Here is a 14568-nt window from a genome sequence, read left to right as displayed (position 1 = left end):
CTCTCGATCAGCTGATCGAGAGCGTTTTTGATTTAAAACTACTTGAACTAGTTATCACATCCCCCCATAGGCAGTAGCCCATTTAGCCTAGGTAGTATTCAATCCTTCGTAATCTGCGGTCTAGGGTTATTGGCTTACCAAAAGATCGCCACTCCCACGGTCAAACAAGCGAATTGTCCTTATTCAATGTTTCATTGCTTGGGTCATGCCCGCTTTCACGATTCGCGATCAGTGGAACAGGCCAGCCCTTTGATGTGGGAGTAGCTTGTATGACGCGGTTCATTCGAAGCCTAGTAATTCTGCTGATCGCTCTTGTGGCTCTACCAACTCAACCTTCACATGCGGCGGATGTTGGGCCATTGGCATTAACCCCAACCGAGCCACCAACTCCAACCAATACACCCTTACCGACGAATACTCCTGAACCAATCATCCCAACCAATACACCCTTGCCAACCAACACCCCAGAACCACGAGTTACGGTTGAGCCAACCAGCATTGCTCAGCCAACTGGGGTAGCACCAACTCAAGCTCCAAGCATTGAGCCAACCGCCACGCCAATAATCTCAATGCCAGGCATCACGGCGACGGCAACTCCTGAGCAAAGCATTCCTAGCCCAACTCCCAGCCCATCGCCAACCCCCGAACAACCAAGTGCAACCCCCATGCCCAGCGCAACTGCGATGCCGCAGCCAACTGCCAAGCCAGCAGCGCCACCAGCAGGCAATCAACCACCATTGCCACGCACCAGTAGCGCTGATACTGCCGCCTTATGGTTTATTGGCTTATTGGGTTTATTAGTCGCTCTGATCGGCTTTGGCATCCAACGACGTGCCGCTTAGTGTTAACCAACGAGGTTTAAACGTATGAAGCAAGCATCCTCTCGTTATTCATTCAGCACACTGGTTGTGTGTTGCACCTTATTGGTAGCATTCGCAATTACTTTATTGCCGAGCGCTGGCTCAGTCGCCTATGCCGCCGCCACAATCGGCGGACGCGCCTATCGCGATTACAACGCCAATGGCGTAATCGATAGTTTAGAGCCAGGTATTAGCGGCGTAACCGTCACGCTCTACAATGCTAGCAACACCATCGTTGGTACAACAACGACCAATGCAACTGGTAATTACTCGCTAACCGACAGCGATCCAATTTATACTGGCCCATATCGGGTTGAGTTTAGCGATGCTCCAGCTACGGTCAAATCTGGCCCGATGGGCAGCAATTCAGGTTCAACCGTGTTGTTTGTTGCAGGCAGCACTGCCTCAGCCAATATGGGCTTCAACAACCCAGCCAACTACTGCCAAGATAACCCAACCTTGGTAACCAACTGTTTTAGCATGGGCCGCCAAGATCAAGCGCCCTCATCAACCTTTCACTCGATTGTCAGTTTCCCCTACACCGCTGGTAACACTGGCAATAGCCCAGCCCCAGGGGTTGATAGCCCAGCCCCAACCGATTTGGCCTTCGGGGCTGAAACTGGCCCAACCTTCGGTTTGGCTTGGCAACGCTCATCAAGCAGCTTGTTTGCCAGCGCCGTTATGAAACGCCACGTTGGCTTTGGGCCAAGCGGCACAGGCGCAATTTACCGCATTACCCCCAGCCCACGCACGGTCAGTTTGTTTCTTGATTTGAATACCGTGTTTGGGGCTGGTACTGCTGGAGTCGATCCACACCCCAACGGCACCGATCTTGTCCACGATTCAGCCGCATGGGACCCAGTGGGCAAAATTGCCCTCGGCGATATGGATATTTCCGAGGATCAAACCACGCTTTGGACGATCAACTTAGCTGATCGTCAGCTGTATGAAATTCCGATTGGCCTAACTCCAACTGCGCCCAGCGCCGCTGCGATTGGTCGCTTTGCCGTACCCGATCCAACCGATTGTGCCGCCAACGATCATCGGCCTTATGCCGTGGCCGTCAACGAAGGCCTAGTGTATATTGGGATGGTTTGTTCGGCTCAATCAACTGCTAGCGCCGCCAATCTGCGGGCGTATGTCTATCAATTTAATCCAAGCACCGATAGTTTTACCCAAGTTTTGAACTTCCCATTGAACCACACCCGTGGTTGTGCGGTTGTGCCTGGTTGTGCTAGCGCCAACTGGAATCCATGGCGCACCAACTTCACCGTCACTAATACCAACTTTGGCGGCGAGTATGTGCAACCACAACCAATGTTGACCGACATCGAATTTGATAACGGCAACATGATTTTGGGTCTGCGCGACCGCTTCAGCGATCAAATGGGCTATCGTCAAAACGATACAACTGCGGGCAGCACTACCCTCTACATTGGCGACTCAGCTGGCGATATTTTGCGGGCTTGTAGCAATGGTAGTGGCTGGACGCTCGAAAGCAATGCAACATGTGGTGGTACAACTACCGCTGGCGCTGGCACGAATGAAGGCCCAGGCGGCGGCGAATATTACTTCCGCGATAACTACCCAGAACACGCCGAAGTCTCGCTCGGTGGCTTGTTGCAAATCCCGGGCAAGCCTGATATTGTCCAAACGATTTACGACCCAATCTTCGATTCAGCCCAATATTTCGATGGCGGGATTTTGTGGCTCAACAACAGCACTGGCAATCGGACTCGGGCTTACCGGATTTACGATAGCAATACCCAACCTAACACACTAGCCAAAGCTGGTGGTTTAGGCGACCTCGAAGCCTTGTGCGATGCCGCGCCAATCGAAATTGGTAATCGGATTTGGAACGATACTGATAGTGATGGGATTCAGGATGCTGATGAAGCTGCGCTAGCTAACGTAGACGTGCGTTTGTATGCGCCTGATGGCACAACGGTGCTTGGTAGCGCTACAACCGATGCCAATGGCAATTATCGTTTCTCATCATTGGCTGGAACCAGCACCCCTAGCACTATTTTCAACATCGCTGGCTTACAACCAAACCAAACTGGCTATTCAATTCGGGTTGCTTCAGTTCAAGCAGCCTTGACCAACAAGGTTTTGACTGCCGCGAATACCAACAGTGGCACGAATAGCGATGTTCGCGACTCCGATGCAACAATCACTGGTGCTGATGCAATTATCACCTTCAACACTGGTGTTGCAGGCGATAACAACCACAGCTATGACATCGGTTTTACCACCTATAGCCTGGGCAATCGCGTTTGGTACGATACCAACAATAACGGCACATTCGATGCTGGCGAACAAGGTATTAGCGGAGTCAGCGTCAGCCTCTTTGCTGATAGCGATGCTAACGGGATTCCCGATAGTGGCACAGCCTTGAGCACCCAAACGACTACAAGCGCTGGCTGCTATCGCTTCGATGGCTTAGCTCCCGAAAGCTATGTTGTTCGAATCAATCCTAGCAACTTTACGCTTGGCAATCCACTCGCTGGCTATCGTAGCAGTACGGTTACATCCGGCAGTGCCAATAACGATATCGATAACGATGATAATGGCATCGAAGGCCCAATTCTCGCAACCGATGGGGTTTTGAGCCATGTCATTACGCTTGGCGGCAATGAACCAACCAACGAAACCGATTTGTGTAGCACCGATCCGGCTGAACCAGCCACTGGCACGAATCTCTCGGTTGATTTTGGTTTCTTCAAGCTGAGCGTTGGCAATCGCATTTGGGACGATGCTAACAATAATGGCTTGTTGGATATTGGCGAATCGGGCATCGATGGGGTAAATGTTGCCCTCTACAATTCATCAAATGCCTTGATTGCGAGCACCAGCACGACTGGCGGTGGTAACTATAGTTTTGCTGGCTTGTTACCTGGCGATTATTACATCGAGGTCACCCCCCCAGCCAACTATATTTCCAGCACTGGCACTTCTGGAAGTGCAACTGGTACATATGAACCAGCACCCGATCCCGATAACAATATTAATAATGATGATAACGGCTCAACCAGCGGCGCAATCGTCAGCACTGCCCAATTAACATTAACCCCAGGCAATGCAGGTGCACAAAGCGCGACGATTGTCAATAATGCCAATGGTTCAACCGACGATACCACTTTAGATGTTGGTTTATTCCAACCATTGGCGGTCGGTAACTACGTTTGGAACGATGCGAATAACAATGGTGTCTTCAATGGCGGCGAAGCTGGAATCAGCGGCGTAGCAGTCACACTCTATCGCGCTGGCTCAAGCACCGTGCTTGGTACAACCACCACCAACGCCACAGGCTACTATCACTTTGGCCTCCTTGGCGCTGGCGATTATGAAGTTGAACTTGATGCCAGCAACTTCTCAGGTGCAGGCGTGTTGGTCGGCTATACCAGCAGCACGGGCACGGCAGGCAGCCCAACCGGAGCCTACGAAACAGCACCCGATCCCGATAACAATATTGATAACGACGATAACGGCACCATTGTTGGCACTCTGGGCACAACGGGCGTGATCAAGAGTGCCGCGATCACACTTGCCGCCACCAGCGAACCAACGGGCGAAACCAATGGCAGCGGCGATGCAACCGTCGATGCCAACAGCAACTTGACGGTTGACTTCGGAGTCTATCAACCACTCAGCCTTGGCAATCGGATTTGGAACGATGCCAACAACGATGGCTTGCGCAACAACGGCGAAACCGGCATTGCCAACGTGACCGTCGATCTCTATATGGATCGCAACAGCAGCGGCGCGATCGATGCCGCCGATGCCCCAACGGTCGCCAACGTGCAAACCAATGCTAGCGGCTACTACTTGTTCAGCAATTTATTAGCTGGTGACTACTGTGTCGCCATTCCAAGCAGCAACTTCACAGGTGCGGGAGTCTTGGTTGGGTTCAGCAGCAGCACGGGCGCAGCCGCCGCAACTGGCGCATTTGAACCAGGACTCGATCCTGATAGCGACAACGCCGACGATAACGATAACGGCTCGGTTGTTGGCGCACTCGGCACAACTGGTAGCGTTCAAAGTGCTTGTTTCAGCCTTGCCGCAGGAGCCGAGCCAACTGGCGAAGCCGATAGCAACGGCACTGGTGGCGCAAGCGATGCCAATAGCAACTTAACGGTTGACTTTGGCTTCTATCAATTGCCAAGCCTTGGTAATTTGATTTGGCGCGATGCCGATAACGATGGCTTGTTCAATAACGGCGAAACCGGCATCGCTGGGGTAAATGTCGATCTCTACGCTGATGATGGCGATGGCAGCTTCGATGCTGGCGATAGCTTCATCCGCCAAACCACCACCAGTGCAACTGGAGCTTATAGCTTTACAAACCTCTTGCCAGGTGAATATGTGGTTGTGCTGCCTGCTGGCAATTTCACCACAGGCAACGTGCTTGAAAATCATGTTAGTTCAACGGGTGGCGGCAGCGATCCTGCCAGCGATCCCGATAACAACATCAATAATGATGATAATGGCACGACGATCGGGACACTTGGTACAACTGGGGTCATCGCCAGCAACGCAATCAGCTTGAATGCTGGCAGCGAACCAACCAACGACGGCGATACCGACCCAAATACCAACCTAAGCCTTGATTTAGGGGTCTTCCCATTAGGCAGCATTGGAAATTTGGTCTGGTACGACACCAACAATAACGGCATCTTCGATAACGCTGAGCAAGGGCTGAGCAATATCACCGTAACTTTAGCAACTCCAGGTGCTGATAACTTGCCATGTACCGCCGATGATGTCGTGATTGGTAACCAAACCACTCCAGCCTCAGGCGCTTACAATTTTGCAGGCTTGATGCCAGGCAATTATGTCATCTCATTCAGTGGTTTGCCCGCAGGCTATGTCTTCACCCAACCAAATGTTGGTGGCGACGACACGATCGATAGCGAGGCAAATGCCACAGGCTGTGCTGGCATCATCGCCTTGGGCGTTGGCGAAAACGACGATTCAGTCGATGCAGGCGCATATCAACCATTGGCGGTTGGTAACTACGTTTGGAACGATGCCAACAACAATGGGGTTTTCAACGCAGGCGAAACTGGAATCAGCGGCGTAACTGTCAACTTGTACCGCGAAGGTTCAAGCACGGTTCTGGCGACAACCACCACCAACGCCACAGGCTACTATCACTTTGCAGTGCTCAGCGCAGGCAATTATGTGATTGAGCTTGATGCCAGCAACTTCTCAGGTGCAGGCACGTTGGTCGGCTACACCAGCAGCACGGGCACAGCAGGCAGCCCAACCGGAGCCTACGAAGTTGCACCCGATCCCGATAACAACATTGATAATGACGACAACGGCTCAATTGTTGGCACTCTGGGCACAACGGGCGTAATTCAAGCCGCCAGTGTAACCTTGGCCGACAACAGCGAACCAACCGGCGAAACCAACGGCAGCGGCGACACTACGCCGGATAGTTTCAGCAACTTGACGGTTGACTTTGGGGTCTTCCAACCATTGAGCCTTGGCAACCGCATTTGGAACGATGCCAACAACGATGGATTGCGCAATAACGGCGAAACGGGCATTGCCAATGTGACCGTCGATCTGTACATGGATCGTGATAGCAGCGGCGCAATCGATGCCGCCGATGCCCCAACGGTCGCCAGCGTCCAAACCAATGCTAGCGGCTACTATTTGTTCAACAATTTATTAGCTGGTGACTATTGTGTTGCCATTCCAAGCAGCAACTTCACAGGCGCTGGAGTCTTGGTTGGTTTCAGCAGCAGCACTGGCGCAACTAGTGCAACGGGAGCCTTCGAGCCAGGCCTCGATCCTGATAGCGACAACGCCGACGATAACGACAACGGCTCGGTTGTTGGCGCACTTGGCACAACTGGTAGCGTTCAAAGCGCCTGTTTCAGCCTTGCCGCAGGGGCTGAGCCAACCACTGAAGCTGATAGCAATGGCACGGGCGGCTCGATCGATGCCAACAGCAACTTAACGGTTGACTTCGGCTTCTATCAATTACTCAGCCTTGGCGATTTGGTCTGGGATGATGCCAACAACGATGGCTTGGTCTCAGGTGGCGAAATGGGCATCGCTGGCGTAACCGTGGCCTTATATGCTGATGATGGCGATGGCAGCTTCGATGCTGGCGATAGCTTCATCCGCCAAACCACCACGATCGCTGGTGGCTTGTACAACTTCGATCAACTCTTGCCAGGCAACTATATTGTGGTCTTGCCAGCGGGCAACTTTACAACTGGCAATATTCTGCAAGGTTGGGCTAGCTCAACTGGTGGCAGCAGCGAACCAGCCAGCGATCCCGATAACAACATCAACAATGATGATAATGGCACGACGATTGGCACCCTTGGCACAACTGGGGTCATCGCCAGCAACGCGATCAGCTTGAATGCTGGCAGCGAACCAACCAACGACGGCGACACCGACCCAAATACCAATCATTCACTCGACTTTGGGGTCTTTACCTTGGGCGGCTTGGGCAATTATGTCTGGTTCGATACCAATGGCAACGGAATCCAAGATGGCACGGAAAATGGCGTTGGCGGCGTAACCGTAACGCTCTACACGCCTGGCCCCGATAACCAACCATGTACCGCCGATGATGTCGTGATCGGCAGTCAAATCACGAGCGGCACTGGCAACTATAGCTTTGGCGATTTGCAACCAGGCAGCTATTTGGTCAAGTTCAGCGATTTGCCAGCAGGTCATGTCTTTACCCAGCCAAATCTTGGCGGCAACCCGGCAAACGACAGTGATGCCAACCAAATCACTGGCTGTAGCGGCTTGGTCACAATCAATGTCGGCACGTATAACGACACAATCGATGCAGGGATTTATCAATTAGCTGGCTTAGGCAACTATGTCTGGCACGATCTCGATGTTGATGGGATTCAAGATGGCGGCGAACAGGGCATTGCCAATGTGACAGTGCGCTTGTACATCGACAACAATACCGATGGCACACCTGATGGCGCAGCAATTAGCAGCACCTTCACCGGAGCAATCGGCGATTACTTCTTTGGTCAATTGCCACCAAACTCCTATTTGGTTGAATTTGTCGCTCCAAGCGGCTACTTCTTCACCCAACAAGGAGCAGGCAGCGACCCAACCATTGATAGTGACGCTGATACCACCACTGGTCAAGCAGCAACCGTCACGCTTTCCAGCGGCGATTCCAACCCGAATATCGATGCAGGCTTGTATCAATTGGCCAGCTTAGGCGACACGATTTGGTACGATACCAACATCAACGGCATCCAAGATAGTGGCGAAACTGGCGTGAACGGCTTGACGGTCAATTTGCTCAATAGCAGCAATGTGGTAATCGACACAACCACCACGGTCAATGGCAACTATCAATTCACTGGATTGATGCCAGGCGTTGGCTATTATGTCGAGTTCACCAAGCCTGCCAACTATAACTTCAGCCAAGCCAATGTTGGGGCAAACGATGCAATCGATAGCGATGCCAACCCAGCCAACGGCTTGAGCACATTGATTACCTTGGCTTCGGCTGAGAACAACCCAACCATCGACGCAGGCATTTATGAATTAGCTAGTGTTGGCAACTTGGTTTGGGAAGATCAAGATGGCGACGGCATTCAAGACGGTACAGAGCCAGGCGTTGGCGGTGTAATTATCCGCATCTACGACAATAGCAACGCTTTGGTCGATACCCAAACGACCGCTCCAACTGGGGTTTACAGCTTCACCAGCTTGATTCCAGCGACTTACACGATCGAGTTCCAACAACCAGTTGGCATGGAATTTACCACACCAAACGTTGGTGGCAACGATACTGTTGATAGCGATGTTGATGTTGGAACTGGCTTAACTCCCGCCATCGACTTGGCCGCTGGCGAAAATGACATGACCTGGGATGCTGGGGTTTACACACCAGTCAGCTTAGGCGACTTGGTTTGGAACGACATCAACAACAATGGTATCATCGATGGTAGCGAAGCTGGCATTGAAAACGTGGCGGTTGATATCTATCGCGATACCAATGCCAATAATCAACCAGACACTGGTGAAATGGTTGCGAATACCCTCACCGATGCTAACGGCAACTATTTGTTTACTGGTGCGCTACCTGGTGATTACATCGTGGTATTGCCAAGCAGCAACTTTGCCACAGGCGCAGTACTTGAAACCTATGTCAGCAGCACTGGCAACTTTGGCGCTCAACCAACGCCATTCGAGCCGGCCAGCGACCCCGATAACGACATTAACGACGACGATAACGGGATCACCTTCGCCGGCGGAGTCAAGAGCTTAGTCGTCACCGTTTTGGCCAATAGCGAGCCAACCAACGACGGCGATAGCAGCGCCAATAGCAATTTGAGCATCGACTTCGGCGTGTTCATCCCAGCTAGCCTTGGTAGCATCGTTTGGTACGACACCGATGCTAACGGCCAATATACACCAAGCGATAGCGGCGTTCCAGGCGTGATTGTGACGCTCTATGACATCAACGGCACGGCGATCATCAGCACGACCACCGATGCCAATGGTGGCTACCAATTCACCAACTTGCCTCCAGGCAGTTATCTGGTTGGTTTCGATAACTTGCCTCCAGGCTTCGTCTTTACCCACGATGATATGGGCAACGATGCCAGCGATAGCGATGTTGATCCCAACACTGGCTTGAGCGACATCATTGTCTTGGTTCCAGGCGATAACAATGGCACAATTTACGCTGGCGTAACCACACCAAACGCCATCGAGTTGGCTGATTTCAGCGCAATTCGTGAAGCTGGCAATGTGGTCGTTCAATGGACAACTGTCAGCGAATCAAAAACCCTGGGCTTCCATTTGTATCGCAGCAGCGACGGCAATCGCGCCAATGCAATGCGTGTCACCAGCAGCATGATCGCTGCTCAAGGCCGCAGTGGTGGCGCAAGCTATCGCTGGATCGACAGCAACGTCGATGATAGCAGCACCTATACCTATTGGTTGGTGGAAACCGAACTCGATGGCACAACCAACGAGTATGGCCCAGCTAGCACCAATGGTACACAGGCTAATAGCTATCGAATCTTCGCACCAATGACCACTCGGTAATCGCGTCGGTAAGGGCTGGCTGGCATCATGCTAGTCAGCCCTTGATTTTTACACTGAGGATTGTGGCATATGTGGCGTTATCTTGCTCTTTTTGGCATTCTTTGTTCGTTCGCCTTCAATCCACCACAGCATGCCTCGGCTCAACCAGCAATTCAAACTCGCGCAACCATCAATGAAACCCCAAACGGTTTGCAAATCGAATGGCAAGCGGCCAAAGCAGTGCGGCCATTTGCCGTTTTAGTCGCCGATGCTTGGCAATTTCAGCCAACGCTCCAAGCGCTCAGTCTCGATCACCAAAACATCAATCAACTCGCCGATTTGCCAGCACCAATAATTGTGCTGCGCGAAGGTCGGTTTCGTGGCCAACGCTTGGTCGTACTGCAACCGCAAACGACATTCAACCAACAAGCTATTACCCAAGCCACAGTCTCTGTTAGTAATGCTCAATTGTTGAATGATCCTCATCGCTTGATCGATCAGCCATTTCAATTAACCCAAAGCGTGCCCAGCCCTCAATCAGGCCAAGGCTGGCGTGTTGTTGTCAATCAAGCAGGTATGCAGCAATTAACGGGTGCAAGCTTGGAGCAAGCAGGCATTAACTTAGCCACGCTCGAACGCTATAGCCTGCAACTGTGGTATAAAAATCAACAATTAGCAATCGAGGAGCAAGGCACGCTCGACGGCAGCTTTGATCGCAACGATGCAATTTGGTTTTATCAACCCAGTGTTGGCGACCGTTGGAATACAACCAGCAGTGTGTGGCTCAAAATCGGGGTCGCCCACAGCAGCCCAAAAATTCAGCAAATCAGCATCGATCCAACTGGCTTGCCAACTAGCAACCAAGCCTACCAAACCAGCACTTGGTATGCCCCAAAAATCTACGATTCCTTGCAGGCTGGCAACGATGGCGACCATTGGTTTAGCGCCGATTTAAAGGCTGGCCCAGATCTCAACCCAATTACCCAGCAGATTTGGCTCACCAGCACCTTGCCACTCGCGACTGGCCCAAGCACAGTTACGCTCAGTGGAATTGTCTACACTAGCGCCGTCACCAGCGTAGCAATCACCAGCAGCCAACGGATCAATCTTAATTTGAATAGTGGTATTTTTACCAAATCGGCCCAACTTGCCCCAAGCCAAAACCTGCAACTGGCAATCGCCAGCACCCAGCAAATCAGCGGAATTTCGCTTGATCGGCTGGTTTGGCAGCGGCCTGTGCTGCTCAACGCCAACTATCAATCGTTTCAATGGCAAGCATTACGTAAAGCCAATTATCAAATTAGCAACCAACCCAACCAAGCTGTTAGCTATAACGTGAGCAATCCATGGCAACCGCAGCGTATGCAATTTCAAAATAATACGCTGGCCGCCAATCCAGGCGATTATCTGCTGGTCAATCCCACCAACCTTCCACAGCCCAGCATCCAAGCCAGCGCCACCGTTAATTGGGCTACACCTGCCAAAACAATCTATCTTGCACCCAAACAATGGCATAGCCTCGTCCAGCCATTGATCAATCGTCGCCAGCAGCAGGGTTGGCAGCCTTTGTTGGTCGATGTTCAGGCGATTTATGATCGTTGGAGCAGCGGCAATGTTGATCCGTTGGCGATTCGCGATTTTATGCGCTACCTCGCCAGTACTTGGCCGCAAGCACCTCAATCGTTGGTTTTAGTTGGCGATGGCACGATCGATCCGCTGAATTATCTAGGCCGCAACAACCCCAATATGATTCCACCATTGCCTGCTTACACCGACCCATGGCTTGGTGAAATCGCCTGCGACACATGTTTTGTCCAACTTGATGGTGCAAATCCCTTGGACGACCCAATGCCCGACCTGCAAATTGGCCGCTTACCCGCCAAAACCAGCACCGAAGTCAGCAATTTAATCAACAAAATCAACGCTTACGAAAACGCTCCAGCCGATCTGCGCTGGCGTTCGCGCCAAGTCTATATTGCTGATAATTACAAAACAGCCAATGGTCAGGCCGATTATGCAGGCGATTTTGCCGCATTGAGCGATATCATGCTTAGTTATCAACCAAGTCAGCTCGATATTCAGCGCATCTATTACGACCCTTGGCGCAAAACCAACAACGGCCTGCCGCAAACTGATCCTTGGCGCATCACCAGCGCCGACCAAGCCCGTCAAAAAACCTTTGAGCAACTTAATCAAGGGGCGGCAGTAGTGACCTACGTTGGCCATAGTCATCAATATCAATGGGCAATTACCGATTTGAGCAATAACCAGCCCTATCTGTTGAGTTTGTACGATAGCGACCGCTTGCAAAATAGCCCAGCCCTGCCGATGATCTTGGAGATGACTTGTTTGACTAGCGCCTTTCAGACCCCCGCATGGAGTGGTACGAGCCTTGATGAACGTTTGGTGCTACAACCGCAGGGTGGCGCAATTGCCACCTGGGGTTCAGCGGGCTTAGGCGTGGCCCATGGTCATGATCTGCTCAACGCAGGCTGGTGGCAACGCATGTGGAGCAATCCTAGCCAAACACCGATTGGTACAGGAGTACTAGCAGGCTTATTGCACTTGTTCAGCGATGGTGGCTGTTGCCAAGATAGCCTGCAAAGCTCGATTCTTTTGGGCGATCCCAACATCTTATTACAACACCAAGAGCGCCAAGCTATCTACCTACCAGCAATTATTAAATAATCACATAGCTAAAGAACTAGTGTTATCTAGGACTAATGGGCTACTCTCTTAAACTCCCCTCTTACATCCAACACGACTAAAGAGTAGCTCATATATGCACCCGAATGATTCAACGGTTAAATCAGCTAAAACCCCTATTCTAGTAGTAGTATGATCAAACCTAGGATGAGCCAAATACCTGTGTGGGGGATCTTTTGCGCGGGGGCGTATCCCTCATTTTTAAAAGCCATGACCTAAATCAAGATAGTACCTTTATGCTAGCTTTTTGGTGGCTTAAGCAGCTAAAGCTACTACTATAATGCAAATGCATTTATTCAACACTTGATACTTAATTCTTTACCAATATTCATGTACGTTCTTCGGAAGGGCATCGTTGACGATGTTTTGCGACGTAGAACTCTTTGGCTATGTGGCAAACATTTTTACCTCACCCAGCCATGCTGAGGAACTAGGAGCACCAGATGGTCGTTTTGATCACGGAGAGTAATGAGCTTCGCCAACGGTTTATCGACCGTTTTGAAGTTTTGGCCATGCCATTAATGGTGACAACGCCACGCATGATCAATGCATGCTTTCAACAATTTGTTCCCGAGCGGATTTTTGTCGATGCAAGTATCTGCACCCCTGGCTTAATTCGTTGGCTTGATCAATGCGACGATGCAGAAATTATTTTGATCGCCAATTCGCGTGGCTCGATTCGCCATGCACCACGTGGGGCGATTATGTATATTCATCCTTCCTTAGAACCAGAAGATATTGTGCCGCTCTTGCCACTACGCCAAGATGCCAATAGCGCCGCCTAAACGCTTGCGAAGCCTGTTGATTTGAGAATATCAACAGGCTTCGATCATGTTCGCCCCAATTTTTCCCTATTCCAAACCCCAATCAACGCCGCTGTTGGACAAAGCGCGACCAGCCCGTGGTTTCTGAGTCATTGGCTACCACATTGAGTAATTGCTGGGCTTCAACAAATTGCCCGTTATATTCCAAGGCCAATGCCTTCAACACCATCGCTTCATGCTGCGACCATCGATCTGGCAGTGGTTGCTCAAGTTGGGCTAGTATTGCGAGCGCTAGTAGCGGATCATTGCGCTCAAATAACGCCTGATAGACTGTTGCAATCGATGAATAATTGTATTCATCACCATAGTTGGGTGAGATATCAGGCGCTGCTGGTACGCGCTGTTCAAGCTCGCCATCACGCAAGCCATATTCGATCTGGCTCATCGTTGGTTGGTTGCCAGAGCTATCAGGCAAAAAGCTAGTAATTACATGTTGGGTTCCATCGAGTTGCGGAGCCAAACTGATTGTGGCGCTAAAAACACGAGTTGCTTGATTCTGAAATGCATAATTTATGCGGAAGCGATCACCAACCCAAGCCAGCAGATCGAATCCTCGACCATGGTCAAACAGCCATTCTGGTGCGCCATCAGCATCAAGATCGGTAATCGAGGCTATCTGTGGTTGGTCAAATGGGAAATAAGAATCAGTGAGGGTTGCCAAATCTGTGGCACTACTCCATGGCTGTCACACATAGAGCGGCTGATAGCCAACCTCGGTCGAGAGCATTGCCCACGGTGTATATATCCCAAGCCAATCGACCACGCCCAGCGGGTCATTCACTCCATCGCCATTTAAATCGTAGGCTGTGCTAAGCTGCTGCCAAGGCAAGCCCAAGCTAGCAAATTGTTGCTCAAGCGGTGTAGCTTGCGTCCATTCATACAGCGGAACAAGCACCCGTGGATGACAAAGTGGCAACCAATCAAACTCATTGAGCGAAAACCCATCCAGCCAAGCGCGTCGGTATTCTTCCATAATCAATGGACGTTCAGTATCTAGCAGGCTACACCATTGAGTAATCGAGCCATTAAAACTAGAAAGACTAAATTTTTGCACTGCTGCCGCTGCCAGCGAGTGCGGAAAGCGCTGGATGACTTGCGCCCATGCTGCCTGTGCCGCCAGCGGATTGTGATTGAGTAGA

6 protein-coding genes are annotated in these 14568 nt (G+C 51.2%); 4 read left to right on the top strand and 2 right to left on the bottom strand.

What is annotated here, in order from left to right:
- Nucleotides 1–269 precede the first annotated feature (269 nt).
- The 4 genes from DEF47_RS18605 (at nucleotide 270) to DEF47_RS18590 (ending at nucleotide 13390) form a co-directional block, all read left to right on the top strand.
- Nucleotides 270–842, top strand: coding sequence for a hypothetical protein (locus tag DEF47_RS18605; RefSeq protein ID WP_012189199.1), 573 nt, complete (start codon nucleotides 270–272; stop codon nucleotides 840–842).
- Between the two features lie 24 nt (nucleotides 843–866).
- The gene (locus tag DEF47_RS18600) at nucleotides 867–9920 is read left to right on the top strand and encodes an SdrD B-like domain-containing protein (RefSeq protein ID WP_041304310.1); all 9054 of its coding nucleotides are present in this window, start codon (nucleotides 867–869) and stop codon (nucleotides 9918–9920) included.
- A gap of 69 nt (nucleotides 9921–9989) precedes the next feature.
- On the top strand, nucleotides 9990–12587 hold the full coding sequence (locus DEF47_RS18595) for a C25 family cysteine peptidase (RefSeq protein WP_012189197.1): 2598 nt from the start codon (nucleotides 9990–9992) through the stop codon (nucleotides 12585–12587).
- 461 nt (nucleotides 12588–13048) lie between these two features.
- The gene (locus tag DEF47_RS18590) at nucleotides 13049–13390 is read left to right on the top strand and encodes a hypothetical protein (protein WP_012189196.1); all 342 of its coding nucleotides are present in this window, start codon (nucleotides 13049–13051) and stop codon (nucleotides 13388–13390) included.
- Between the two features lie 82 nt (nucleotides 13391–13472).
- Here DEF47_RS18590 and DEF47_RS18585 read toward each other — a convergent pair whose 3' ends face one another.
- Together DEF47_RS18585 and DEF47_RS18580 are read right to left on the bottom strand one after the other, a co-directional pair.
- Nucleotides 13473–14090, bottom strand: a complete 618-nt coding sequence (locus tag DEF47_RS18585; protein WP_012189195.1) for a hypothetical protein — start codon at nucleotides 14088–14090, stop codon at nucleotides 13473–13475.
- A gap of 24 nt (nucleotides 14091–14114) precedes the next feature.
- Nucleotides 14115–14568, bottom strand: a 454-nt coding sequence (locus tag DEF47_RS18580) for a hypothetical protein (protein WP_287045287.1), incomplete at its 5' end; no start/stop codon positions are given.

The organism is Herpetosiphon sp., from assembly GCF_003512625.1.
Taxonomy (GTDB): domain Bacteria; phylum Chloroflexota; class Chloroflexia; order Chloroflexales; family Herpetosiphonaceae; genus Herpetosiphon; species Herpetosiphon aurantiacus.
This window is presented reverse-complemented; position numbering and strand designations above follow the sequence as displayed.